Genomic DNA, 24139 nt, shown 5'->3' on the forward strand with positions numbered 1-24139 from the left:
AAATCGCTCATCGGGTTGGGCGACTGGCTGCAATAATATCGGCCAGAAGCCCATGCAGCGCATCGCGATAGCCGGTGCGCGCGGATGGGCCGCTCTCGTCCGATGTCATCACGACCGTCATGCCGAATGAGGGCACGATGTAGAGCATCTGGCCGCCGTAACCCCAGGCGAAGTGGACCTCTTCGCCGCCGATTTGCCGCGAGAACCAGCCATAGCCATAGTCGTCGCCGGAGAAGCGGGAATTGGTGCGGTGCTGCCACGACTTCGCAATCCAGTCCGCCGGCACCACTTGCGTGCCGTCGGCCGTCCGGCCGCCGTTGCGGTAGAGTTCGCCGAAAGCCAGCAGCGAGCGAGCCGTCATCGCCATCTGGTTGCCGCCGAGATAGATGCCCTGCGGGTCGCGCTCCCAGGCGCCGATTCGGAAACCGTCGACAGGCCCGAGCCATTCGCGAGCCAGAGCCAACGTCGATTTCCCGCCGACCTTTGTCAGGATCGCCGAGAGAAGGTGAGTGGAAGCGGTCGAGTAGAGCATCTGACCGCCCGGCTCGTCGGCGAAGGGCTGAGCAAGCGCGAAACGCACCCAGTTGCGGGAGGAGATCCAGCGGCCGTAGTTGGGCCCAGACAGCCGACCAAGTCCTGCCTGCATGGAGAGCAGGTCGCCGATGGTCACCTCGTTGAGCCGCGGATCGGGATTGGCGGGCAGATCGAACCTCAGGATGGGAGCGATCTTCTGCTCCGGCCCTTCGAGCAATTTCCTTTCGATGGCAATACCGACGAGGCTCGAGATGATCGATTTGGATGCGGACTTGATGTTGACGGATTCGGTCGCTGTGTGGCCGCGATAGCCTTGCTCCGCCACAGTCCGCCCATCCCTGGCGACGATCACCGTCTTAAGCGGTTTTAAATCCTCGCGTGAAGACAAGCTCTCCAGGAGAGCTGTCGTCCGCCCGTTCTCCTGCTGGGCGGTGGCAGCGAACGGGGACACGAGAAGAACGACGAAGAAAGCGAGGCGCGTGATCATCCCGCTGAGCTAGCGTAGGCGCACCGCGAAGTCATCGCCCGCCGGCGCGGCTCACGTGGACGTGAAAGTTTATGATCGCCGTGCCGTCACTGATGAACGCAGCTACGCTTCATGGAGGTTCGTTTCTGCGCCTTGGTGAACTTGGCGATCATACCGCTCGGGCACTTCTTGTCGTCAAAGAGTACTGATTGGCCGGGCGCTAGCGAACCCACGGTTGGCTTGGATGTGACGGTCTGGATCTCGGCGCTTGCCGGTGCAACACTGGAAATCGCGAAAAGCGACGAAATGGACACTAGGATCAAAGTTGAACGTGTCATTTGCGCACCTTCATATATCGCATTGCTAATTTACAATCTTACAGAATGAAGGTCGACGCAACGAATCCGAAAGGCGTAAGCCGGCATCGCGCAGGCACGCCAAAGCGCCGCGCGAAGCCTTGCTTCGCGACGGTTTGCCTCATGGGAATGGGCAGGCGATTGGGTGTTGGAGTGGGACGTCAGGCTGCATCGCCTGCCCGATCGCACCGGCTTTCCGGCTTTTCAAGATCGGCAGGAGCGTCTCCCGACCCCGATTCCCCGATGGATCTTCAACTCTGACGGCATCCGACCCAGCCTTTACAACCATCACCGAGCGCCGAAATATGAACGGAAGGCGGCCCGGTTCATGAACCCGGCTCCCTGCCCGATGACCAGGCAAGCGTATAACAACCCGCGTCAGGAGTGGAAAGCGCCTGCCTAAACTTTCATCTATATGATTGAAATAATTGCATATTTATAAGAACAAACCAAGAATTCCATTCTCCCCAGGGCGAAACTCAGGTGTTGCTAAAATATCATTAATTTTTGCTCTCACAGTTTTTTGTTCATCTGGCGTTCAGAAAACTCTTGGGAAAGCCACTTTTTGAGCCCACATTGAACTCCTGAGAATAGGAGTGCATGAATGATTCTAAGGGCCACTGCCGCAGCGACTATATTCGCGGTTTATGCTTTCACGATGTTCTTCATCGCCGCTATACCTGAAAATGTCGTTCAGACTGCCGGAACTCAATTCATCGACGCAAGCGTCGTCAAGTGATTGAAGCCTAAGGGGGCAAGCAGTCGTAAAAGTTTAGGCTACGCGTTCGCCGGGTCTTCCGGCGCTCCTAAACTTGATTTCCGGAAAAACGGGACCACAAAAAAGCCCCTCCCCTTGCGGGGAGAGGCCGTGCCGATTACGCCGCCCTGCGGACCGGCGCGGTGGTCAGCATGCGTCCCGAGGGGACGATCATGCCGGCCGCGCCATCAAGCCAGCCCTCGATCAACGCCAGCGCCAGGAAGCGCGAGCGTTCGAAAGGCCCCGGCATGACGAGGTGTTGAGCCTTCTCGGCAAAGAAGCCGAAACGTTCATAGTAAGGGGCATCGCCGACAAGCAGGATCGCCCCGTGCCCGCGGTTCTTGGCTTCCAAAACGGCAGCCCGCATCAATGCCGAGCCGACGCCCTTGCCTTCGAAGCAGGAATCGACCGCCAGCGGTCCGAGCAGCAGCGCATTGATCGGCGTGCCCTCAGCATTGACGCCGGCCTCGACATTCCACAGACGCACGGTGCCGATCACATGGCCATCGCGATCGCGCGCAACCAGCGCCAGACCTTCTGCCGGAACGCGGCCGCGGCGGATCTTCTCCGACGACTTTTTGCGGCGGTTCGGACCCATGGCGCGATCGAGCAAATTCTCGCGAGCCACGACATCGCCGGGATTCTCGGCGTCGATGGTGAAGACAGACGGCGCAAAGTATGCGCGGACAGAATCAAGAACAGCGGCCATCGCGGCCTCCCGTACCCAAAACCGTTATGAGCGGCGATTGATATGAATTGTGAGGGTGCCGCCCCGGCTGGCTACGGGGCAGGCAAAGTCGATTCTTGGCCCATGAGCCTTTCCTCAGATCAGAAGATCTGAGGGGTCATGTGCTAGATAACGTAGGCCTTCAGCGGCTCGAAGCCATTGAACGCGACCGCCGAATAGGTGGTCGTGTAGGCGCCGGTGCCTTCGATCAGGATCTCGTCGCCGATCGAAAGGGAGATCGGCAGCGGATAGAGATTCTTTTCGTACAGCACGTCGGCCGAATCGCAGGTCGGGCCGGCAATCACGCAAGGCTCCATTTCGTCGCCGTCACGCTCGGTGCGGATCGGGTAACGAATGGCTTCGTCCATCGTTTCGGCGAGCCCGCCGAACTTGCCGATGTCGAGGAACACCCAGCGGGCAGCGTCGTTGTCCGACTTCTTCGAAATCAGCACGACCTCCGTCTTGATGACACCGGCATTGCCGACCATGCCGCGGCCCGGCTCGATGATCGTCTTCGGAAGCTGGTTGCCGAAGTGATTGCGCAGGCTCTGGTAGATCGCACGACCGTAAGCTTCCGCCGATGGAACGTCGCGCAGATACTTGGTCGGGAAGCCGCCGCCCATGTTGACCATCTGCAGGTGGATGCCCTGCTTGGCCAGTTGGACGAAGACGCGCTTGGCATCGGCAAGAGCCGAATCCCAGGCATCGACCTTGGTCATCTGCGAACCAACGTGGAACGACACGCCGTAGGACTCAAGACCGAGCTGATGAGCGTAGACGAGAACGTCGACAGCCATCTGCGGCACGCAGCCGAACTTGCGCGACAGCGGCCACTCAGCGCCTTCGCCATCCGTCAGAACGCGGCAGAACACGCGCGCGCCGGGAGCGGCACGCGAGATCTTCTCGACTTCCTCGTGGCTGTCGACCGCAAAGAGGCTGACGCCGAGCGCATGCGCGCGGGCAACGTCGCGTTCCTTCTTGATCGTGTTGCCGTAGGAAATACGGGCAGCCGTCGCACCGGCGTTGAGCGCCATTTCGATTTCAGCGACAGACGCGCAATCGAAGTTGGAACCCATGTTGGCGAGCAGCTTCAGGACTTCAGGAGCCGGGTTCGCCTTGACGGCATAGTAGATCGCACTGTCCGGCATCGCATGACGGAAAGCAGAGAAGTTGTCGCGCACGACATCGAGGTCGACCACGAGGCAGGGACCATCGGGACGTCGGGTTGCGAGAAAGTCGCGGATGCGCTGAGTGGTCATATCAATCCCTCTTCCAATTCCAGAGCTCCGGGAAAACCCGGAGGACAAAGGGCAACCAATCACTCGCACAGGAACCAGCCGGTGGAGACCCCGGAACCTTAGCAAGCGCTTGGATCGCGCAAATGATGAATCAACGCCGCATAAGCGACATGGATCCGGCTTTGTCTGCCATGGATTGGAGGGAAAATCCCAACCGCACTTCCGGCAATGAAGGTGTGCCTCTTCAGTAACCCCCGCTGATGGAAAGCAGGGAGAGAACAAAAAGGCCCGCACCGTCGTTGCTTCAGGCGTCCTCGCATTTTCCGGTTGGCCGGAATAGCGACTGGAGGGGTTAATTCCAGGTACCTTACCGATTTCCTCACCAATTCGAGGGTTCGGCGGACACCCATGGGCACGTGCGACTTTGGGCTGATCACGAGATAGGAATATTCGCCGTCATAATCAAGCGGTTTTTTCGCATCTCCCGGCAGAAAATATTTGAACAATACACCGCAATTTGTTCAACGTGGTGAAACGGCAGGCAAGCAATTGATTTGACGTCCGGTTCGACGCGCTCGGAGACAACAGCCATGGACACCCTCACCCGCATCCGCGCCTTCATCGATGTCGTTGAAGCAGAAGGCTTTTCGGCCGCGGCGCGGCGCACCGGCCGTTCCAAGGCGCTGCTGTCCAAGTATGTGCGTGAATTGGAGGACGAACTCGGCGCCTTGCTTTTGAACCGTACGACCCGCCAGTTCTCCATGACCGAAGCCGGGCACACCTATTATCGTACCGCTTCCGACATCCTCAAAGAAATCGACAACCTTGCCGATCTCGTGCGCGAGAACAACGCGCAGCTGAAGGGCCGGCTGAAGGTCTCGGTGCCGCGCACCTTCGTCGATGCCGATGTCGGGCAATCGCTGATCGATTTCGCGAAGGAAAACCCCGATCTCGCCCTCGATATCGCGGCCGACGACAGGTTCGTCGACCTCATCGAGGAAGGCTTCGACGTCGCGATCCGCGTGACCAAGCTCGAGGACTCCGGCATGATCGCCCGCAAGATTTCGGATTTCCGTGTCCATCTTTGCGCAACGCCCGACTTCGTCGAACGCCATCCCGAGCTAGCCCACCCCTCTGATCTCGCGAACGTCCCCTTCATCATCGACACCAACGCGCGCAGCCAGGGCAGCATCCGCTTCTACAATCCGGACAATAGCTCCTTCGCGGTTGCCGTCACCGGCCCAATGGAAGTCAACAGCCCCCATGCGACGCTGCGCGCCGCCCTTGCCGGCATCGGCGTTGCGCTGATCCCTGATTTCATCGCCCGCAAGCCGATCGAAGACGGAGAGCTGGTGACCCTCTTCAACGATTACATTCCGACCGATCGCGGCATCTATGCCGTCTACCCGCACCGCCGCTATCTGCCGGCCAAGGTGCGAATCTTCGTCGACTATCTTCACAATTGGTTCAGGAAGCACCCCTGACCACCTTGTCGATGCAGCCGGTCCCAATTCCGTCCCATTTACTGGCAAGGACTCAGCTGAACAACGGGATCCCGCAGTAAGAGCACGCATGAAGAAATCGACATTCCTGATGGCGTCGCTCCTGTCGCTTCTGCCAGCCGCCGCCTTTGCGCACCCGCACGTGTTCGTCGAGGCACGGCTGGAGGTCGTCGCCGACGATGACGGCAATGTTGCCGAACTGCGCAACGTCTGGCGCTTCGACGAGGTCTTCTCTTCATCCGTCGTGTTGGATTTCGACAAGAACACCGACCTGAAGCTCGATCCGAACGAGCTGGCCGAGGTCGGTAAGACGGTGCGGGATTCGCTGGTCGACTACGACTACTACATGAACCTCACGATGAACGGTAAGAACATCAAGGTCGAGAAGCCCGATCTGATCCATGTGGACTACAAGCAGGGCCAGCTCCTGATGTTCTTCGCGGTCAAGCCGGCGGAAAAAATGCCGCTCAAGGGCCGCCTGACTTTCGGCGTCTACGACCCGACACTCTACACGTCGATCGACTTTCCGAGCGATAACGAGCTGGTCCTGGTCGGAGACAGCTTCAAGAGCTGCAAGCACCAGGTCGTCCGCCCCGATGCGGACCAGGTGATCGCCGAGAACAAGCAGTCCTTGACCGACGCCTTCTTCAACGACCCGACGGGGACGAACATGTCGAAGCTCTTTGCGACGCGGTTAGACGTGACATGCTGAGGCACCGGCTTCGACCGCTTGCCCTGGGAGTAGCACTCGTGCTCGTCGCGGGCATAGCGGTCGCGCATGCGCAATCGCCGCTCGGCATCGGCACGTCGGAGCCAAGCTTCCAGCCAACCGGCGGGCCGCTCGCGCCCATTCTCCTTTACATCAATGCGCAACAGCAAGCCTTCTATCGCGCGCTGACCGGCGCGCTCAAAACCATGCGCGATGATTCCTGGCATCTCTGGACACTGATTGGCCTCTCCTTCGCCTATGGCGTCTTCCATGCCGCCGGTCCCGGACACGGCAAGGCTGTCATTTCCTCCTACATGATCGCGAACGAAATCGAGTTGAAACGCGGCGTGTCGATCTCCTTCGTGTCCGCCTTCCTACAAGGGCTTGTGGCGATCGCGCTCGTCGGCGGGGCATGGTTGGTGCTGCGTGGCACCGGCATTACCCTCACCGCAGCGACACAGGCGATGGAGATCGCGAGCTTCATCATGGTCGTCCTCTTCGGTTGCTGGCTGCTGTTTCGCAAGCTGCGCGCGATCGTCGCCGGCATGCCGCGCCGCGAAGTCATGGCAACGTCCTCCGGGCCCGTCAGCATGATGCTGGACTGGAGGGACAACGAGGCACAGAAGCAGGGGGCAAGCTACGCCTTCGGCGAGGCGCAAGCGCTCAAAGCCGGGCACAAGTTCATTGCGGGCATGGCCTGCGAGACCTGCGGGCAATCGCACATGCCCGACCCGTCCCTGCTCGGCGCGGAGAACTTCAATATCCGGGAAGCCTGGTCGGCCATCATCGCGGTCGGCCTGCGCCCCTGCTCCGGCGCGCTGCTGGTCATGACCTTCTCGCTGCTGAACGGCCTCTATCTCGGCGGCGTGCTGTCGGTGATCGCCATGTCGTTTGGCACCGCCATAACAGTCGCGATCCTGGCGACGCTTGCCGTCACCGCCAAGAGCGCCGCGATGCGGCTTGCCGGCCGTGGCTCTGCCGCTTCGATCTGGATCGGGAATACGATCGAAATTCTCGGCGCCCTGCTCGTGATTGCCATGGGCGCGCTGCTGCTCGGCGCCTCGCTGCAGGGTTAGCGGAAGCGCTACTTTCCGCGGCCGCGCTGGTATCGCGCCCTTAGCCAGAAGACGACAAAGAAAGCGAAAACCAGGCAGGCGCCGACGGCAGCCGCCAGATAAGGCGAGTAGCTGCCGAGCTTGAGAACGATGGTCGGCATGAAATAGAGTACGAGACCTGCCGCCACGAGGATGACGGCCGCGGCAATCGCCTGCGACCTGCTTTCCGATTTCGGAGCCGTCATACCGCCTGCTCCTTGCTGATCTCGGCGCGGATATCCTCCAGTCGGCGCTTCTGTTTGCCGTCCGCATCGAAATTGTCAGGCGACAGCCAGGCCTCGAACGCGGCGTTCAAGACGGGCCATTCGGAATCGATCATCGAAAACCACGCGGTATCGCGGTTGCGGCCCTTGGAGATCATATGCTGTCGGAACACGCCTTCGAAGGTGAAGCCGTAGCGGGCCGCGGTCGTTTTGCTCGCCTCGTTCAGATTGTCGCATTTCCACTCGTAGCGCCGGTAGCCGAGCGTCTCGAAGATATGCTTGGCCATGAGGTAATGGACTTCCGTGGACAGCGGCGAGCGCTTCATGTCGGGACCGTGCGCAACGCCGCCGACCTCGATCACGCCATTGGCCGGATCCGCCCGCATGTAGTTCGCCACGCCGACGATCTTGCCGGAGCTGTTGTCACGGAAGATGTGCGTCAGCCAGCCCGATTTGGCGACCGAATGAAGCCAGTTGGAGAAATCCTCCATGCCGGTGAAGTCGGGCTGGGTGAAATAGCGCAGCAGCGGGTTGATAGCCATGCCACCGAGTCCATCCCACAAGGCCTGCAGATGCTGCTCGCGGACATAGGGTTCAACGGTGACGAAACGGCCCTTGAGGGTTACCGGCTGTGGTGCCGGGCAGCCCTTGAAATTCGATAGATCGCGCATGCGCTCCTCCAGATAAGGAGACATGGCTTAGGCCAGCCGCCAGGGAAAGGCAACTGGCCGGATGATGCCCTTACAAACTGACCTTGGCGGAGGAAACCGTCGCCTCGATGTGATCGACGAGCGCATCGGGAAGACCGAGGCGGCCGGCCAGCAGATCGAGGTAGCCGCGCTCGGCGCGCGAATCCGGCTCGATGGTCAGGCGCGAGGCGGTGTAGAGTTCCACCCGCTGCTCCTCGGTGACGGCGGCTGCAACCAGCGCATCGATATCCGTCGGCTGCGACAGCTCCCGTTCGATGAAGGTGGCTGCCTCGCCGCTCACCTCGGCGGCCTTGACCTTGTCGAGAATGAGCGCGCGTTCGCCATCGTCGATGTGGCCATCAGCCTTCGCCGCCGCGATCATGGCGCGGATGAGAACGAGCACGAATTCGTTGCTCTGAGCGGGCGAAGCGGCGCCGAACCCGGACTCGGCGGGCGGCGGCAGCACGGCCGTCTTCGGCGGCGGCGCGTCGGACGGCGTCGCCGGCGCCTGCCCTGCCTGGTAATTCTTGTAGGCCTGATAGCCGAGGCCGGCGATTGCGGCCAGACCGCCGATGGTCAGCGCATTGCCGGCAATGCTGCGGCCGGTCTTGGTTCCGAGAAGCGCGGTTGCCAGCGCACCGGCTTTCCACGGATTGTCCTTGGCCATCTGGACCGCGTCACCAGCCCGGTCCCGGACAGAACCGCCGACACCCGGCACCTGCGAACCCAAGAACTGCTCAAGAAGCTTCTTCGCGTCGAACATTCCTCATCATCTCCCTGTCTAGAGGCCAGATGGGAGATAGGTATTGGCGAGGGAAATACAAATGCAGGTGGGAAATCCACCTGCATCGAATGATGGGTCTGCCCCGAAATCAGCTCTTCAACGCTGCCGCTTCCGATGCGAGCTTGGTGATGCCGGCCCAATCGCCAGCGGCGATCAGTTCCTTCGGCGCAACCCAGGAGCCGCCAACGCAGATGACGTTCGGCAGCGACAGGTAGTCCATCGCATTCTTCAGCGAGATGCCGCCGGTCGGGCAGAAAACGGTGCCGGCGAACGGCGAGGACAGCGCCTTGAGATAGGCAGCGCCGCCGGCCTGCTCTGCCGGGAAGAACTTCAGCACCTGATAACCTTCTTCGCGCAGCGCCATGACTTCGCTTGCGGTCGCAGCACCCGGCAGCAGGGGAACGGACGAAGAACGCGCGGCATCGAGCAGTTCCTGCGTTGCGCCCGGGCTGACGATGAACCTCGAGCCGGCAGCGACCGCGGCATCCCAATGAGCGACATTGAGGATGGTTCCGGCACCGACCTCGGCGCCTTCGACCTCGTCGGCAACGGCGCGGACGGCATCAAGTGCGACCGACGTGCGCATGGTAATCTCGATCGCCTTCAGACCGCCTGCGACAAGAGCGCGCGCCAGCAAAACGGCAGACTTGACGTCATCGACGATCAGGACCGGGACAACTGGCTGGAGTTTCAGGATGGAAAGGAGCTTTTCTGTCTTCTCGCCCATGGCCGCGTGATCCTTTTGAAACGATTGAATTCGGGACCCGAAATAACCCCAAGGGTAAGCTTTGTCGAGCCGAAACCCATCTTTGGAATAGAATGGGTACCCATGGCGATAGAATTAGGCTAGCGTAATAAAATCGTCACACAAGGTTCACCGGGAATGGCGAAAGAAATCGAACGGAAGTTTCTGGTGCACGGCGATGCCTGGCGTTCCGGAGCCGAGACGAAATCCATTTTAAAACAAGGCTATATCGCCTCGATGGACGATCGATCCGTGCGTGTGCGCGTGCTCGACAACACCAAGGCGCGGCTGACGGTCAAGATCGGCCGCAGCACGATGACCCGCGAGGAATTCGAATACGATATCCCCGTCGCCGACGCCGAACAACTGCTCGATGACGCGATCGGCATTATCATCGAGAAGACACGCTATCGCGTCCCCCACGGCGGTTTCGTGTGGGAGGTCGACGTGTTTGCCGGACAGCACCGTGGCTTGGTGATCGCCGAAGTGGAGATGCGCTCGGAGAGCGACAACCCCACGCTGCCTTCATGGGTCGGCCGCGAGGTGACAGGCGATTTCCGCTATTCAAACCAGGCGCTTGCCACTGAATACGAGCACGATCGGCATGCCCTTTCGCATACGGCCTGACCACAGTTTCACCGCAGAGTTCAGGAAAGCCGCTGGCGGCCAGCTCTCTCACGCGCTCCGCACGCTTGCAGAAATGCCTGAGGGCAAGCACGAGGCGATCCACGCCTTTCGCAAGAACCTGAAGCGCCTGCGCTCCCTCTACCGTCTGGTGGCCAGCGAAGTGCCGGAGTTTTGCGAGCGCGAGAACGCTCGGCTTCGTGATGTGGCAACGTCCCTGTCGGCGATCCGAGACGCGACAGCGCTGATCGAGACCGCCGCCTACCTGAAGGAAAACGCCCGCGACGCCGAAGAGGCGAAAGCACTTGGCCGCATTGTCGCGGCACTGGAAAGTCGGCGGGACAACATGGCTGACGCCGAGGTGGATATCGACAGGAAGCTCGCCGAAGCGCCGGAGGTGCTGAAGGACGCCATTGCAGCGGTGGAAGAGGTCCACTTCAACGGTGGCCCGCGCCGGAATGCACGGCTTGTCGCCAAGGGCTGGCGCAAGACAACGTTGAAGGCAGGGAAAGCCATCGCGCATTGCCAGGCCGAAGCCTCGGCGGACACCTTTCACACATTGCGCAAACGGGCACAGGACTACCGGGCATACCAACGGCTGCTTCGACCGCTCTGGCCGGCGGCGATGAAGGCGAAATACGAGGTGACAAGCAGCCTGATCGATCTGCTCGGCCATATCCACGACCTCGACGTGCTCTGCGCACTGGTGGAGGCCGAGCCGCAACATTTTCCAAATGCCGACGACCTCGCACATCTTCTCGATGCAATCATCTTCCGCCAGCAGGAGGACCGACATGCGGCGTTGGAACGGGCAGAGGACGTCTTCGCCGATGATCCGCAAGAGGAAGCGGAGCGGATCGAGTTGCTGTGGCGAGCGCAGGTGAGCTGAAACGCCCCAATTGCACAAAAGGCCCGAAAGCTGTATTTGCAGCCGCATGACAGACACGCTCACACAACCGACGTCTGCGACGAGCCCCTTCCTCGTTGCGGCTCTCTACCATTTCGTTTCGGTGCCGCGCTTCGAAAGCCTGCGCGAGCCGCTGCAGGCGCTTTGCGAAGAAAATGGTGTGAAGGGTACGCTGCTTCTGGCGCATGAGGGGATCAATGGCACGGTCGCCGGCCCGGATGCGGGTATCAGGACGGTGCTTGCCTATCTGCGTGCCCAGCCGGAATTTGCCGCGCTCGAGCACAAGGAAAGCCACGCATCGAAGATGCCCTTCGTTCGCATGAAGGTGAAGCTCAAGAAGGAGATCGTCACCATGGGGGTCGAAAACATCGACCCCAACAAGGTGGTCGGCACCTATGTGGCACCGCAGGACTGGAATGCTCTGATCTCCGATCCGGACACGATCGTCATCGATACGCGCAACGACTACGAGACGGCGATCGGTATCTTCCGCGGCGCTGTTGACCCGAAGACGAAGACCTTCCGTGAATTTCCGGACTGGGTGCGCGACAATACCGGCCTGCACAACAAGCCCAAAATCGCCATGTATTGCACCGGCGGCATCCGCTGCGAGAAGGCAACCGCCTTCATGAAGGACCAGGGTTTCGACGAGGTCTACCATCTCAAGGGTGGCATTCTGAAATATCTCGAGGAAATCCCGCAGGAAGAAAGCCTCTGGGACGGCGCCTGCTTCGTCTTCGACGAACGCGTGTCGGTCGAGCACGGCCTGAAGGAAGGGGAACATAAGCTCTGCCACGCCTGCCGCAATCCGATCACGGCCGAGGAGATCACCTCACCTTACTATGAGGAAGGCGTCTCCTGCAGCAACTGCTACCACACGCGCAGCGAAGACGACCGCCTGCGCTACCGCCAGCGGCAGCACCAGATCGCGCTCGCCAAGACGCGCGGGCAGAAGCACATCGGACGCTAAAGCGCGACGACCTGTTTTCAGGCGGCATTGGTGCGGCGGGTGGTAACCTTCGCCGCGCGCGCCTGCATCAGTCGCTCGGTGATCTGATCGGCCGGCATCGGCCGGCCAAAGAAGTAGCCCTGTAGCGTATCGCAGCCGAAGAGCCGCACCGCAATGGCCTGCTCCTCGGTCTCGATGCCCTCGGCGGTAACCGGAATGTCGAGCGACCGGGCAAGCGCCACTGTCGCCTGCAGCATTTCGCGCTGACTATCGCTTTCGAGGATATCCATGACCAACGAGCGGTCGATCTTGATGCGATCGAAGCCGAACTGGCGCAAATAGCCGATGGAGGAAAAGCCCGAGCCGAAATCATCGAGCGCAACCTTGACGCCAAGCGCCTTCAGCCGCTCGATCGCCTGCCGGGTTCGCTGTGGGTTCTGGATCATATAGCCTTCGGTGACTTCAAGCGTCACACGTTTGGCCTCGATCTCCGTCTGCTTCAGCACGTAACGGACATAGTCGGCAAAGGCCGGGTTGCGGAACTGGCCGGGAGAAACATTCACCGAGACACGCAGTTCCGGCCATTGCTTGGCAGTTTCGCAAGCCTTGCGCAGAACGAAAAGCCCCAGCGCCTCGATAAGCCCGCTGGTTTCCGCGATCGGGATAAATACTTCGGGCGAGACCGGGCCGTGTCCCGGGCGGTTCCATCGCACCAGTGCTTCGACACCGGTCATCTCATGGGTCGCTGCATCGATCAGCGGCTGATAGGCAATCTGCAGGTCGCCGCCTTCGATCGCCATCCGCAAATCGAGTTCCAGCGCATTGCGCTCTCCGCGGTCTGCGTCCATCGCCGGATCGTAAAGCGTCATGCGTGCACGGCCAGCTTCCTTGGCCTTGTACATGGCAAGATCGGCCCGACGCACCAGCTCTTCGCGGTCGATCGTGCCGCCTTCCGACATGGCGATACCGATGCTCGCACCGATGACGACGACGCGGCGACCAATCTCCAGAGGCTCTGCCAGGAAGTCCAGTATCTGCTCGGAAAGCTGCAGGGCAACCGCATGCTCGCTTTCGGAGACAAAGGCGATGGCGAATTCGTCGCCGCCGATACGTGCGAGAACGGCGCCCCGCGGAATGAGCACGTTAAGACCGGCGGCGACCGCGCGGATCAGCTGGTCGCCGGTACCATGGCCATAAGCGTCATTGACTTCCTTGAAGCCGTCGAGATCGAGATAAAGGATGAGCACGTTGCGGCGTGTTTGCGCCGCTTCGGCAACGAAGGCGTCGATGGCCGATCCAAGCCCATCGCGGTTCAGCAGGCCGCTCAGCCGGTCGCGGTTTGCTTCTTCCCGGGCATTGATTTCTTCTGACTTGAGGCGCCGCAGCGCCAGCCAGCCAATGATGAGCAGAACAACGAAGAACAGGCCAACAAGTCCAAGCGCCTTGACGACCATCGGACGAACTTCACCATAACCGATATCGCCGGGCGCCCGCGACACCCAGATGAGCTTGCCAAGAGTGACCGCTTGCGCGTCCGCGATCGCCACCGAATAGGGAGCTTGGAAATTTGGAGCGACCAGCTTCAACCCGTCGATAACGTAGGTCGCACCAAGCTCGGCAACTTTGTCGGCGCTGAGATGTCGCGCGAAGATGAGATAGCGATGCTTTCCTGCCGAGACGTCGAGCGCACCGGATTTCTCGCGTACCAGCGCCACCCCGACGACTGCTATACCGGCCTTCGTGCCAACGAAGCCCGTCGCCTCCGGATTATCCTGCGGCCCCGCCACCTTCACTTTGTCGAAGAGCCTCCAGAGCGACGGGGAGAAGAAATCATCCAGCGCGCCGTCCATCGGTCTGCCTTCCCGATAGACCATGATCGGCTTCTTCTCGTCATCGATCACGATCGCCATGTCGAAGAGAGAACTGTTGACCGACATCTCGCCGTAGTTGCTGATCGTCCAGGCCATGCCATCGGCCGCATAGACGTTCGCTGCGGCATCATCCCAGGCTGCGTAATCGTTGAGCGTCGCGCTCAATTGCATTTCGAAGGTCTTGAGCGCGCCGGACATGGTTTCCCGCGAGCGCTCGTCGTCCAGCACATTCGAACGGTCCGCAACGCGTTCGAGCGCGCTCAGCACCATGACGGTGACGATCGCGACGACAATTGCAAAGGAAAAAAGCACGCCGGCGACGGTCGCATGACGACCGAAGCCCGAAACTTTTTTGCTGCCCCCGAAAATTGCCTGCATTCGCTGCTCCCTATCACGGAAGTCTGCCAGCCAAGGGCTCAAAAAACGGTTAAAGGTCGATGTAACGATTAATCGTCACGATTTTGCAAGAGCGCTAGAAGTGGCGCAGATTCGTGCGGATTTGATCAATATTACCAATAACTTGAGCGATCAGACTAGATCCTGTTTCGATTGATTGCAGCGCAGAATTTTGCAAGCGCTGATAAGAGCCGGCGGTTTTCGACGCTCTCTGCGAGGACAGACGCCTGCGCGTCCTCCGATTTGCCGAGCAACGAAATCCGCAAAAAGGCGTCATGGACCACGTCGAAGGACATCGTCTGCAGGACCTCAGTCAGCTGTTCCAGCGCGAAATCACCGCGATGCGAGGCATGCGCGATCATCACGGGCTTGAACGGCACCTCGTCGCGGGAGACCAGCCAATCCAACGCGTTCTTCAACCCGCCCGGGAGGCCATGGGCGTATTCCGGACAGGCAACGATGATGCCGTCGCACGCACGGACCTTAGCCGCAAACTCTTCGACGAGCGCAGGCGTATTCTCGCCCTCACGATCCGGGTTGAAGATCGCCAGTTCGCCAATCAGATCGCAGATCTCGACGCAGACGCCCACGGGTGCATTGTCCCGCAGCGCTTCGAGCAGCCGGCGATTGGTCGAAGCCATTCGCTGGCTGCCGCAGAGCGCATAGAGGACAAGCGGCTTTTGCATGCGCCCGCTTTAAGGCACGACGGCGATTCGCGCCATGTGTCAGCTAGCCTTGTGGTTGCCCTTGGGAAACTGCGCCGCAAGGTCCCTGTACCACTCGCCGCTCTTCTTCACCGTGCGGACCTGCGTGTGATAATCGACATGCACGAGCCCGAAGCGCATGCGATAGCCCTCGGCCCACTCGAAATTGTCCATCAGGCTCCAAGCGAAATAGCCGCGCATCGGATAGCCGTCCTTGATCAGGTCGGCGACGACATCAAGATGATCGCTGTAGTAATCGAGGCGCGGCTGGTCATCGACCTCGCCGTTGACGACGTCCATGTTGTAGCAGGCGCCGTTCTCGGTGATGTAGCACTCCGGCAGCTCGTAGCGACGGTAGAGGTCCTCGACGACGTTCCTCAGGCCCGGTGCATAGACCTCCCAGCCGATATCGGTCTTCACGTCGCTGACGCGTGGCGCTTCGATCGTCCAGGGGAAGTCGCCGTTCTTCGCCGGATCATCGGCAACGCGCAGCGGCGTGTAGTAGTTGAGGCCCCACCAGTCGAGCTTCTGGTTGATGATCCTGAGGTCACCGTCTTCCACAACAGGCATACGGTCGCCAAGCGCTTCCAGGAATTCCTTCGGATATTCGCCCTTGAAGACCGGATCGAAGAAAGCGCCGTTGTGGAACTGGTGCGCGCGTTCGCCCGCGGCCTTGTCGGCTGCGCTCTCCGAACCCGGAATGACCGACGAAGCATTGAGCACGAGGCCGACGGGAACATTCGGGGCTACCGCGCGAATGGCCTCGACGCCGAGACCGTGGGCGAGGTTCATGTGGTGCATGGCGTGGAGTGCCGCCTGCATGTTGCGCTCACCCGGCGCATGAATGCCGTAGAGGTGGCTGAGCCAGACGATGCACCACGGCTCATTGAAGGTCGCGACGCTGTCGAGACGGTCGCCGAGGCGGGCCATCACGGTCTTGGCGTAGCGCTGGTAGGCATAGGCCGTCGAGCGCGCCGTCCAGCCGCCATCGCCGGCCAGAAGCAGCGGCAGATCCCAGTGGTAGAGCGTTGCGAAAGTCTTGATGCCCCGGGCTTTGCAGCCGTCGACGAGGCGATCGTAGAAATCCAGGCCGGCCTCGTTCACCGGACCGCTACCGTCCGGGATGATGCGCGGCCAGGCGATCGAGAAGCGATAGGCCTCGACGCCCATGGACTTGATGAGATCGAGATCCTGATCGAGCCGATTGTAGTGATCGCAGGCAACGTCGCCATTGTCGCGATTGTAGACGCGGCCCGGCATGTTGCAGAAGGCATCCCAGATGGAGGGCTTGCGGCCATCCGCCTTCGAAGCACCTTCAATCTGGAACGCGGCCGTCGCGACGCCAAAGGTGAAATCGCCCGGGAAGCGGGCAGCAAGGGTCTTCGGATCGATCATGGAAATCCCGTTCTTTTGGTTTCGAAGGCGGTTTAGCCAAGCGGACCGGTGTTGTACAGAGTGGAAATGACAGCGCTGTAACGTTTCAGTCGCGCCTTCCGCGCCGTTCCGCGCACTGCCAAAGTCATTGCCTTGCATTGTGCGTCTTTTCGCGAAAAAACCCTTCGCATGAGCATTCCCCTAACACACCCATTTGCCTTCGACCCGACCTACGGCATGAAGCTCCCCGACCTTCAGGCGATCGTGCCACCGGAGGCGCCGCCCGGCTTCGACTCGTTTTGGCAGACCCGGTACGAAAGGGCGATCGCGACGGACCCGCAGCCGGTGCTCCGGAGAAGCAAGCTGACGCATCCCGATTGGCAGGTTCTCGACATCGCCTACACCTCGACCGGCGGATTCAGGATCGGCGGTTGGCTGCTGTTGCCGCCCGACCGGCCGGTGCGCCGCGGGCTGGTGGTGGGTCACGGCTATGGTGGCCGCGACGCACCTGATTTCGATCTGCCCGTCGAAGACGCGGCGGTCCTCTTCCTCTGCTTTCGCGGCCTGTCGCTCAGCGCCCATCCGCCAATCCCGCCGGATGCATCGGGGCATGTTGTCCAGGATATCGACAAGCCCGACGACTACATCATCGGTGGCTGCGTCGATGACCTCTGGCTTGCCGTTTCAACGCTTCTGTCGCTCTATCCATGGCTTGCCGGTCATATCGGCTATAGCGGCGTCAGCTTCGGCGGCGGCATCGGCGCCTTGGCGATGCCATTCGATCTCCGCATCAATCGCGGCCACCTCGTCGTTCCGACCTTTGGCGACCGGGAGCAATGGCTGACACTGCCGACCGTCGGCAGCGCCGATTCCGTCCAGACCTACCAGAAGAACCATGGAAGCGTGCTCGAGGCCCTGCGCATGTTCGATGCGGCAAGCGCCGCGATCCGGATCAAGGTGCCGATGCTTGCTGCTGTCGCGCTGTTCGACCCTGCCGTCGCACCGCCCTGCCAATTTGCGGTGGCGAATGCTTTGCCGACATCAAAATATAATGAAACCTTCATCCTCGATGCCGGGCACTTCGACTATCCTGGTAGCACAGAACAGAATGCGCTTCTGCGTGAAAAGGTCCGGCATTTTTTCAAGGTGTTATGAACCGAGAATATTTGCGCTGGCATAGTCCGCGCTTGCATCGCGACATGGAACTGCTGGTGTTCGGCCATGCCGGCGCCAAGGTGTTGATGTTTCCCACGCGCGAGGGACGCTTCTGGGAATATGAAAGGCTCGGCCTTGTTGAAAGCCTTGCCGGCAAGCTGGAGGCTGGCCAACTCCAGCTCTATTGCATCGAGGGGCTGGCCGCCGAGACCTTCTACGGCTTCGATCGGCATCCAGCCGAGCGTATTCACCGCCATGCAGCCTTCGAAGACTATATCCTGAATGAAGTCCTGCCGCTGATGGCTTCGAGGAATGCGCATGATTGCACCATCGTGCATGGCTGCAGCCTCGGCGCCTTCCAGGCCGCTAGTCTGGTCTTTCGCCATCCGCATCTGTTTCGCAAACTCGTCGCCTTTTCCGGTCGCTACGATCTGACAATCAAGGTCGAATCCTTCGGCGATCTGTTCGACGGCTACTACGACAGTACAGTCTATTTCCACACTCCGACGCACTTCCTGCCGGGGCTTGATGGTGGCTGGCAGCTGGAGAAGTTGCGCCAGATCGAGATCATTCTGACGATCGGTGACGCCGATCCATTCCTTGACAACAATCACTACCTCAGCCGTCTGCTTGCCGAAAAGCAGGTCGGCCACCAGCTACACGTCTGGGAAGGGCGAGCCCATCGTGCCGGCGCCTGGCGGAAGATGGCAGCGCTTTATATCTGATCCTCAGGGCGGGCGGTTGATAACAGCTGCGTCGCGGGGCGTCGGCTGACTATTCCGCGACCATCCGGTCGAGGTTTTCGTTCAGGCGGCGCAACAAGGCGCAAAGCGTCGTAATCTCGTCTTCGCCGAAGCGCGCCAGAGCGCCCACGCTCCCTTGGCGCAGCACCTCGCGCACCGCAGACGCTTTCGCGCGCGCGTTGCGCGCGCGTTGTCTGTCAACGAGATCAGGCTGCTGGGGCCGTCGCTCGGATCGGGCGTGCCACGCGGCGATGCTCGATGCCGCAGAACTCGTGCGTCATCTGCTTGAGGGCAAGGACTGGCAAAGCGGCATTCGCGCCTATGAAGCCGACATGATCTCGCGCGTCGCGAAACCGGCTGCGCGGGCCTGGGAGGCGGCCGCAACCGAACTCTCCTATCTCAGGCTCGAGCTCGCGATCCAGCATAGGAGCGAACATCTCGGCGCCCGGCATTAGTACGCCTGCAAGCCCTCTCAGACGGTCTCCTCTGCCCCTTTACAGAATGATCTCTTCGCCAAGAGGTAGCTGAAGCCGTCTCGCAACGCCGATATTCTCCAGGAACACCTCGTCGTGACTGACGACAAGCAGCGCGCCGTCGTAGGCCTGCAAGCCGGCCTCCACGGCAGCGATGGAATCGATATCGAGATGGTTGGTCGGCTCGTCGAGGATCAGGAGCGGCGGCGGCTTTGCGCCGCCGAGCACGCAGGCAAGGCCGGCACGCAACAGCTGCCCGCCGGAGAGCGTCGAGACCTGCTGCAGAGCGGCGTCTGCCCGGAACATGAAACGCGCCAGCGCCGCGCGGCAGGCATTTTCGTTCGCTCGCGGATTGAGATTGCGGAAATTCTCGCGGATCGACAGCGCTCGATCGAGCAGGCTGACGCTCTGATCGAACAGCGAAAAGCCGGTCATGACGGATACCGTACCGGACCATGGCTGCAGTGTGCCTGAAATCAACGCGAGCAGCGTCGTCTTGCCCGAGCCATTCGGCCCGGCGATCGCCACGCGATCAGGACCGGTGATGCCGAAAGAGAGGTTTCGGACGATGGGCTCACCCGGCTGATAGCCGGCGGTGACGCCATACAGCCTCAGGACGTCCCGGCCCGACGGCAGTCCCGTCGACGCAAGCTGAGCCGAGAAGAGCTGAAGGATCTCGATCCGCTCCCGCGCCGCCGACGCCTCCTGCATCGCTTCCTCGCGGCGCTTTTCGCCGCGGCGAACCTTGTTGCCGCTGGTGTTTTCCGCCCGCCGCTGGAGGCCGCCGGCGACGATGCGGGGCATACCCCCCCTTGCCGCCTTCTTGCGCCCGGCGCGATCGCTGCGTGCCTGCCGCTCCGCCGTGACCTGGGCGCTGCGGACGACATCGGCGAGGCGCCTTTCGGCGTCTGCGAGATCGTGCTCGGTGGCAGCCAGTTCAATGGCCTTGCGCTCCCGGAACGCGCTCCAGTTTCCGCCGTATCGCCGGGCGCCGAGCGCGGTAATCTCGATGATCGCATCCATGGTCTCCAGCAGTTCGCGATCGTGGCTGACGACGACAGCACCGGCACGCCAGCTGGCCAGCAATGCGATGACAGCTTCGCGCCCGTCGCGATCGAGATTATTGGTCGGCTCGTCGAGTATGAGGAAATCGGGCTCAAAGAAGATAAGCGCAGCAAGACCGACGCGCGTCCGCTGCCCTCCGGATAGCGAGGCGAACAGGGTTTCCGGTTGGGCGTCGAGCCCGATACGCTCCAGTGCCGTGGCTATGCGTGCCTCGATGGTCCAATCCGCCAAGGCGATCTCGTCGGCAGTCGTCTCGCCGACCTCGGCACGGCGCAGGAGGGCCAGCGCATCGCTGGCCCCGAAGAAATCGGCAACCGTCGCACGCTCCTCCACCTGCACCGCCTGGCGCAGGAAGCCGAGCCGCCCGCCGAAGGCAATGCTGCCCGATTGCGGCTGCAACTCACCGGCGACGAGCTTCAGAAGCGTCGTCTTGCCGACGCCATTGCGTCCGACGAGGCCGGTTCGCTCGGCGCCGAAACTTAGGTCGAGATTGGAAAGAAGCGCGCGCCCGTCAGGCGTGGACCACGAAAGATTGGACAGGGTAATGGATGCAGGCATGGATAAAGGACTCCCGAATGGCAAGGCGAACTGGCGTTGCGATCGGGGTGAAATCCATTGCTGCACACATCCTGTTGGTGTTGGCGACGACCGCAATTTAGGCAGGCAGGACGCTGAAATCAAGGGGATGGCCTTGCCGCGGCAGCAATGAGGCTGAGCGCCAATAGCACCGCCGCCGCAGTCAAAAGCACCATCGCCGTCCTGTCGTCTGGCACCGCTATGGCGTTCCCGAGATTGGCGAGCCGCCACGCTAACGGCAGGAAAAGGGCGCATCCACCAACCGCGATAGATCTGCTGCACCACAAAGTAATCCGCTTTCGGCAGTCCGATTTTGTTCCGCAGCACAAAGAGGTGCGCGGCAGGGCGATCAGCGCAAGCCCGGTTATGACGACGGTCAGGAATCGCATGTGAAGCAACGGACCCTGAATTGATTTGTTCCACGACACAGCCCCGCCGGCGGCGGTCCCTTGAGCATCGACGGACCAAGCGCCAGCAGGCCGCCGCGGCCTAACAGGCGGTCGGCTCAAGGCGGCCGATTTGCCGCTTCGACCACAATGCCGAGGAACGGTTACGGCTTCTGCTGGCTATCCTTGAGCTTCACCGCCATCGTCACGGTGCCCCGCACGACGATGTCGTTTCGCGAACCGCGATTGAGATCCGCGCTGCTCGTGAGATTGGTGATCTGGCAGCTCTCCGCCAGCGTCTGCAGAATGAGATCGCACTGCCCGCCCGCCATCAGATAGAACCCCTTCTGGGCGGCCTTGATCTGCTCGCCAGCTTCCTGCCCGGCCTCGACCGGCACCGACAGGGAGACCGTCGTCTGCACGTTCACCGTGCCGGGGACACGCTGGCCGGCATAGAAGTTCGGCACGCGATTGGGGACTTCCTGCGACAACGCCGGAAAGGCGGCGAGCGCGAATGCGCAGGTCAGACCTCTAGCAGAAGATTTCATCGGACGCCTCTCCACCTGGTTGCGCGTATTTCTGCCACAGCATTGTTAAACGACAATGAGCGCACTCCCTAATATTGCAGAAGCGCGCTCAATAGTTGTATCATTCAGTCTGGCAGAGTGAGGATCAGACCTTGACCCAGCCACCGTTCTTCTTCGAGGAAGCCACGCAGGCCTCAACGAAGGCAACGCCCTTCACGCCGTCATCGACCGTCGGGTAAACGACAGCCTTGTCCACGGCCTTGCCCTTCTTGTGGGCGTTGATGGCATGGGCGGCTTCCGTGTAGATCGTCGCAAAGGCTTCAAGGTAACCTTCCGGATGACCGGAGGGAATGCGTGAAACGCGGGCAGCGGCCGGGCCGGAACCGGCGCCGTTGCGGGTGATCAAACGCTTTTGCTCACCGAACGGCGTGAACCAGAGATAGTTCGGATCCGCCTGTACCCACTCCAAACCACCCTTGGTGCCGTAGACGCGGACCTTCAGGCCGTTTTCATGACCGGGCGCCACTTGGCTGCACCAGAGCATGCCCTTGGCCGGCTTTTCGTTGCCCTTCGCTTTGAAGCGCAGCATCACATGGGCGTTGTCGTCGAGGCGACGACCTTCGACGAAGCTGTCGAGATCGGCGGCGAGGCTGTCGAGTTCGAGGCCGGAAACGAAGGATGCGAGGTTATAGGCATGCGTGCCGATGTCGCCGGTCGAGCCGCCCGCTCCCGACTGTGCTGGGTCGGTGCGCCAGACGGCCTGCTTGGCGCCAGTCTGCTCCACGGCTTCCGTCAGCCAGTCCTGCGGATACTCGGCCTGGACGATGCGGATATCGCCGAGCTCGCCGTTGGCGATCATCTCGCGGGCCTGACGGACCATCGGGTAGCCGGTATAGTTATGGGTCAGGATGAAGAGCGCACCGCTCTCGTCGGCGACCTTCTTCAGCTTCTTGGCGTCGGCAAGGTTCGATGTCAGCGGCTTGTCGCAGATGACGTGGATGCCACGACGCAGGAATTCCTTGGCGGCATCGTAGTGCACGTGGTTCGGCGTGACGATCGAGACGGCCTCAATGCCGTTCTTCAGCTTCGCTTCGCGGATCGCCATCTCGCGGTAGCTCGAATAGGTGCGCGATGGATCGAGGCCGAGGTCGCGGCCGGACGCCATCGCCTTTTCCGGCGTCGACGACAGCGCGCCGGCGATCAGATCGTACTGGTCGTCGATGCGGGCAGCGATGCGGTGGACCGCTCCAATGAATGCGCCCGCGCCGCCGCCGACCATGCCGAGGCGGATACGCGGTTCGCGCGCCGGTTCTGTAGATGCTTCAATTGCCATTGGTTCCTCCTGAAATGCGTGGGGGGCGGGGCTGGGAAGGGATGACCCCTTCCTGCAGCGTTCCAATCAGCCCTTCCCGTTAACAAGGGCGGGTGTCTTAGAGACCGAGCATGCGGCGGTTGGCCGCCTGGTCCGTACCGCCCGATGCAAAATCGTCAAACGCCTTTTCCGTGACGCGGATGATGTGCGCCTTGACGAACTCGGCGCCTTCGCGCGCGCCGTCCTCAGGATGCTTCAGCGCGCATTCCCACTCGACCACGGCCCAGCCGTCGAAGTTGTTGGCCGTCATCTTGGAGAAGACCGCGCCGAAATCGACCTGGCCGTCGCCGAGCGAACGGAAGCGACCGGCACGCTCGACCCAGCCCTGGTAACCGCCATAGACGCCCTGTCGGCCGGTCGGGTTGAACTCCGCGTCCTTGACGTGGAACATCTTGATGCGGTCTTTGTAGATGTCGATGTTGTCGAGATAGTCGAGGCACTGCAGGACGTAGTGCGACGGATCGTAGAGCATGTTTGCGCGCGGATGGTTGCCGACGCGCTCCAGGAACATCTCGTAGGTGATGCCGTCGTGCAGGTCTTCCCCGGGATGGATTTCGTAGCAGACGTCGACGCCGTTCTCGTCGGCATGGTCGAGGATCGGCTTCCAGCGGCGGGCAAGCTCGTCGAACGCGGTTTCGACGAGGCCGGCAGGGCGCTGCGGCCACGGATAGACGAACGGCCAGGCAAGCGCGCCGGAGAAGGTCGCGTGTGCCTTGATGCCGAGATGCTTCGAGGCCGTCAGCGCCATCTTCACCTGTTCGACAGCCCATTCCTGGCGCGCCTTCGGATTGCCGCGCACCTCAGGTGCGGCAAAGCCGTCGAAGGCTTCGTCATAGGCCGGGTGAACGGCCACGAGCTGGCCCTGAAGGTGGGTGGAAAGCTCGGTAACTTCGACGCCGTTTTCGCGCGCCTTGCCAGCGAACTCGTCGCAATAATCCTTCGAGGAGGCCGCCTTCTTGAGGTCGATCAGCTGGCCGGCCCAGGTCGGAACCTGCACGCCCTTGTAGCCGATGTCGGCCGCCCATTTGGTGATCGAATCCCACGAGTTGAACGGCGCGGCATCGCCCGCGAACTGTCCAAGGAAAAGGCCCGGACCCTTGATCGTTTTCATGTCAATTCCTCCCTAAAAGATGACCGTAAACGTTTCTGGCAGTGTTCTAGCACGCGATTTGCAGTCTGCAAGCCGATTTCG

At 61.2% G+C, this 24139-nt stretch carries 26 protein-coding genes; 9 read left to right on the top strand and 17 right to left on the bottom strand.

Features of this window, described 5'->3' with window-relative positions; translation table 11 throughout:
- Window positions 1-7 precede the first annotated feature (7 nt).
- The 5 genes from ACSQ9D_RS15910 to ACSQ9D_RS15930 form a co-directional block, all read right to left on the bottom strand.
- Entirely contained in the window at window positions 8-1021 is a 1014-nt protein-coding gene (locus ACSQ9D_RS15910; RefSeq protein ID WP_436283002.1) for a serine hydrolase domain-containing protein, read from the bottom strand.
- An 86-nt stretch (window positions 1022-1107) separates the two neighbouring features.
- Complete coding sequence (locus tag ACSQ9D_RS15915) at window positions 1108-1338, bottom strand: DUF6719 family protein (protein ID WP_436283003.1); 231 nt, start codon at window positions 1336-1338, stop codon at window positions 1108-1110.
- Window positions 1339-2231: 893 nt separating this feature from the next.
- Window positions 2232-2822 (bottom strand): GNAT family N-acetyltransferase, encoded by a 591-nt coding sequence (locus ACSQ9D_RS15920; RefSeq protein WP_436283004.1) that lies wholly within the window; start codon window positions 2820-2822, stop codon window positions 2232-2234.
- Between the two features lie 143 nt (window positions 2823-2965).
- Window positions 2966-4099, bottom strand: a complete 1134-nt coding sequence (gene odc2 / locus ACSQ9D_RS15925; protein ID WP_024315842.1) for an ornithine/lysine decarboxylase — start codon at window positions 4097-4099, stop codon at window positions 2966-2968.
- Between the two features lie 412 nt (window positions 4100-4511).
- Window positions 4512-4670: a hypothetical protein gene (locus ACSQ9D_RS15930; protein WP_436283005.1), complete on the bottom strand. Its 159-nt coding sequence runs from the start codon at window positions 4668-4670 to the stop codon at window positions 4512-4514.
- Here ACSQ9D_RS15930 and ACSQ9D_RS15935 point away from each other — a divergent pair.
- The 3 genes from ACSQ9D_RS15935 (at window position 4669) to ACSQ9D_RS15945 (ending at window position 7365) form a co-directional block, all read left to right on the top strand.
- A complete protein-coding gene (locus ACSQ9D_RS15935; RefSeq protein ID WP_072375361.1) occupies window positions 4669-5562 on the top strand; it encodes a LysR family transcriptional regulator in 894 nt (297 codons plus the stop codon). The two genes, ACSQ9D_RS15930 and ACSQ9D_RS15935, sit on opposite strands and share 2 nt — an antisense overlap.
- 88 nt (window positions 5563-5650) lie before the next feature.
- On the top strand, window positions 5651-6292 hold the full coding sequence (locus tag ACSQ9D_RS15940; protein ID WP_037119613.1) for a DUF1007 family protein: 642 nt from the start codon (window positions 5651-5653) through the stop codon (window positions 6290-6292).
- Complete coding sequence (locus tag ACSQ9D_RS15945; RefSeq protein WP_436283006.1) at window positions 6286-7365, top strand: nickel/cobalt transporter; 1080 nt, start codon at window positions 6286-6288, stop codon at window positions 7363-7365. Before ACSQ9D_RS15940 ends, ACSQ9D_RS15945 begins: the two co-directional genes overlap by 7 nt.
- A gap of 8 nt (window positions 7366-7373) precedes the next feature.
- Here ACSQ9D_RS15945 and ACSQ9D_RS15950 read toward each other — a convergent pair whose 3' ends face one another.
- From ACSQ9D_RS15950 to ACSQ9D_RS15965, 4 genes are all read right to left on the bottom strand, one after another.
- A complete protein-coding gene (locus ACSQ9D_RS15950; protein ID WP_436283007.1) occupies window positions 7374-7589 on the bottom strand; it encodes a hypothetical protein in 216 nt (71 codons plus the stop codon).
- Entirely contained in the window at window positions 7586-8278 is a 693-nt protein-coding gene (locus ACSQ9D_RS15955; protein ID WP_436283008.1) for a GNAT family N-acetyltransferase, read from the bottom strand. Before ACSQ9D_RS15955 ends, ACSQ9D_RS15950 begins: the two co-directional genes overlap by 4 nt.
- Window positions 8279-8348: 70 nt before the next feature.
- Complete coding sequence (locus ACSQ9D_RS15960) at window positions 8349-9059, bottom strand: tellurite resistance TerB family protein (RefSeq protein WP_436283009.1); 711 nt, start codon at window positions 9057-9059, stop codon at window positions 8349-8351.
- Between the two features lie 109 nt (window positions 9060-9168).
- Window positions 9169-9807, bottom strand: a complete 639-nt coding sequence (locus ACSQ9D_RS15965; protein WP_436283010.1) for a 2-dehydro-3-deoxy-phosphogluconate aldolase — start codon at window positions 9805-9807, stop codon at window positions 9169-9171.
- A 156-nt stretch (window positions 9808-9963) separates the two neighbouring features.
- Here ACSQ9D_RS15965 and ACSQ9D_RS15970 point away from each other — a divergent pair, with 156 nt between their 5' ends.
- The 3 genes from ACSQ9D_RS15970 to trhO are packed head-to-tail and all read left to right on the top strand — an operon-like array spanning window position 9964 to window position 12326.
- Window positions 9964-10452, top strand: coding sequence for a CYTH domain-containing protein (locus tag ACSQ9D_RS15970; RefSeq protein WP_436283011.1), 489 nt, complete (start codon window positions 9964-9966; stop codon window positions 10450-10452).
- A complete protein-coding gene (locus tag ACSQ9D_RS15975; protein WP_436283012.1) occupies window positions 10430-11338 on the top strand; it encodes a CHAD domain-containing protein in 909 nt (302 codons plus the stop codon). The genes ACSQ9D_RS15970 and ACSQ9D_RS15975 overlap by 23 nt, the downstream gene beginning before the upstream one ends.
- Window positions 11339-11384: 46 nt before the next feature.
- Window positions 11385-12326 (top strand): oxygen-dependent tRNA uridine(34) hydroxylase TrhO, encoded by a 942-nt coding sequence (gene trhO / locus ACSQ9D_RS15980; RefSeq protein ID WP_436283013.1) that lies wholly within the window; start codon window positions 11385-11387, stop codon window positions 12324-12326.
- Between the two features lie 17 nt (window positions 12327-12343).
- Here trhO and ACSQ9D_RS15985 read toward each other — a convergent pair whose 3' ends face one another.
- The 3 genes from ACSQ9D_RS15985 to ACSQ9D_RS15995 form a co-directional block, all read right to left on the bottom strand.
- The gene (locus ACSQ9D_RS15985) at window positions 12344-14554 is read right to left on the bottom strand and encodes a putative bifunctional diguanylate cyclase/phosphodiesterase (protein ID WP_436283014.1); all 2211 of its coding nucleotides are present in this window, start codon (window positions 14552-14554) and stop codon (window positions 12344-12346) included.
- 155 nt (window positions 14555-14709) lie between these two features.
- Window positions 14710-15258 (bottom strand): NADPH-dependent FMN reductase, encoded by a 549-nt coding sequence (locus tag ACSQ9D_RS15990; RefSeq protein WP_436283015.1) that lies wholly within the window; start codon window positions 15256-15258, stop codon window positions 14710-14712.
- Between the two features lie 39 nt (window positions 15259-15297).
- Window positions 15298-16671, bottom strand: a complete 1374-nt coding sequence (locus tag ACSQ9D_RS15995; RefSeq protein ID WP_436283016.1) for a GH1 family beta-glucosidase — start codon at window positions 16669-16671, stop codon at window positions 15298-15300.
- Between the two features lie 168 nt (window positions 16672-16839).
- Between ACSQ9D_RS15995 and ACSQ9D_RS16000 the strand changes: the two genes are divergently transcribed.
- Window positions 16840-17805 (top strand): acetylxylan esterase, encoded by a 966-nt coding sequence (locus tag ACSQ9D_RS16000; protein WP_436283017.1) that lies wholly within the window; start codon window positions 16840-16842, stop codon window positions 17803-17805.
- Window positions 17802-18530, top strand: a complete 729-nt coding sequence (locus ACSQ9D_RS16005; RefSeq protein WP_436283018.1) for an esterase family protein — start codon at window positions 17802-17804, stop codon at window positions 18528-18530. Before ACSQ9D_RS16000 ends, ACSQ9D_RS16005 begins: the two co-directional genes overlap by 4 nt.
- 49 nt (window positions 18531-18579) lie before the next feature.
- Here the strand turns inward: ACSQ9D_RS16005 and ACSQ9D_RS16010 are convergent, their stop codons facing one another.
- On the bottom strand, window positions 18580-18705 hold the full coding sequence (locus ACSQ9D_RS16010; RefSeq protein ID WP_436283019.1) for a hypothetical protein: 126 nt from the start codon (window positions 18703-18705) through the stop codon (window positions 18580-18582).
- Between the two features lie 94 nt (window positions 18706-18799).
- Between ACSQ9D_RS16010 and ACSQ9D_RS16015 the strand changes: the two genes are divergently transcribed.
- Complete coding sequence (locus tag ACSQ9D_RS16015; protein ID WP_436283020.1) at window positions 18800-19003, top strand: hypothetical protein; 204 nt, start codon at window positions 18800-18802, stop codon at window positions 19001-19003.
- Between the two features lie 39 nt (window positions 19004-19042).
- Here the strand turns inward: ACSQ9D_RS16015 and ACSQ9D_RS16020 are convergent, their stop codons facing one another.
- The 4 genes from ACSQ9D_RS16020 to ACSQ9D_RS16035 all read right to left on the bottom strand — a co-directional run bounded on the left by ACSQ9D_RS16020 (window position 19043) and on the right by ACSQ9D_RS16035 (window position 24058).
- Complete coding sequence (locus ACSQ9D_RS16020) at window positions 19043-20644, bottom strand: ABC-F family ATP-binding cassette domain-containing protein (RefSeq protein ID WP_436283021.1); 1602 nt, start codon at window positions 20642-20644, stop codon at window positions 19043-19045.
- 568 nt (window positions 20645-21212) lie between these two features.
- Entirely contained in the window at window positions 21213-21596 is a 384-nt protein-coding gene (locus ACSQ9D_RS16025; RefSeq protein ID WP_037119643.1) for a hypothetical protein, read from the bottom strand.
- Window positions 21597-21720: 124 nt separating this feature from the next.
- Window positions 21721-22908 (bottom strand): Gfo/Idh/MocA family protein, encoded by a 1188-nt coding sequence (locus tag ACSQ9D_RS16030; RefSeq protein WP_436283022.1) that lies wholly within the window; start codon window positions 22906-22908, stop codon window positions 21721-21723.
- 97 nt (window positions 22909-23005) lie between these two features.
- A complete protein-coding gene (locus ACSQ9D_RS16035) occupies window positions 23006-24058 on the bottom strand; it encodes a sugar phosphate isomerase/epimerase family protein (protein ID WP_024314889.1) in 1053 nt (350 codons plus the stop codon).
- Between the last annotated feature and the right edge of the window lie 81 nt (window positions 24059-24139).

The organism is Rhizobium sp. LjRoot258 (assembly GCF_964254185.1).
In the GTDB taxonomy this organism is placed as follows: Bacteria; Pseudomonadota; Alphaproteobacteria; order Rhizobiales; family Rhizobiaceae; genus Rhizobium.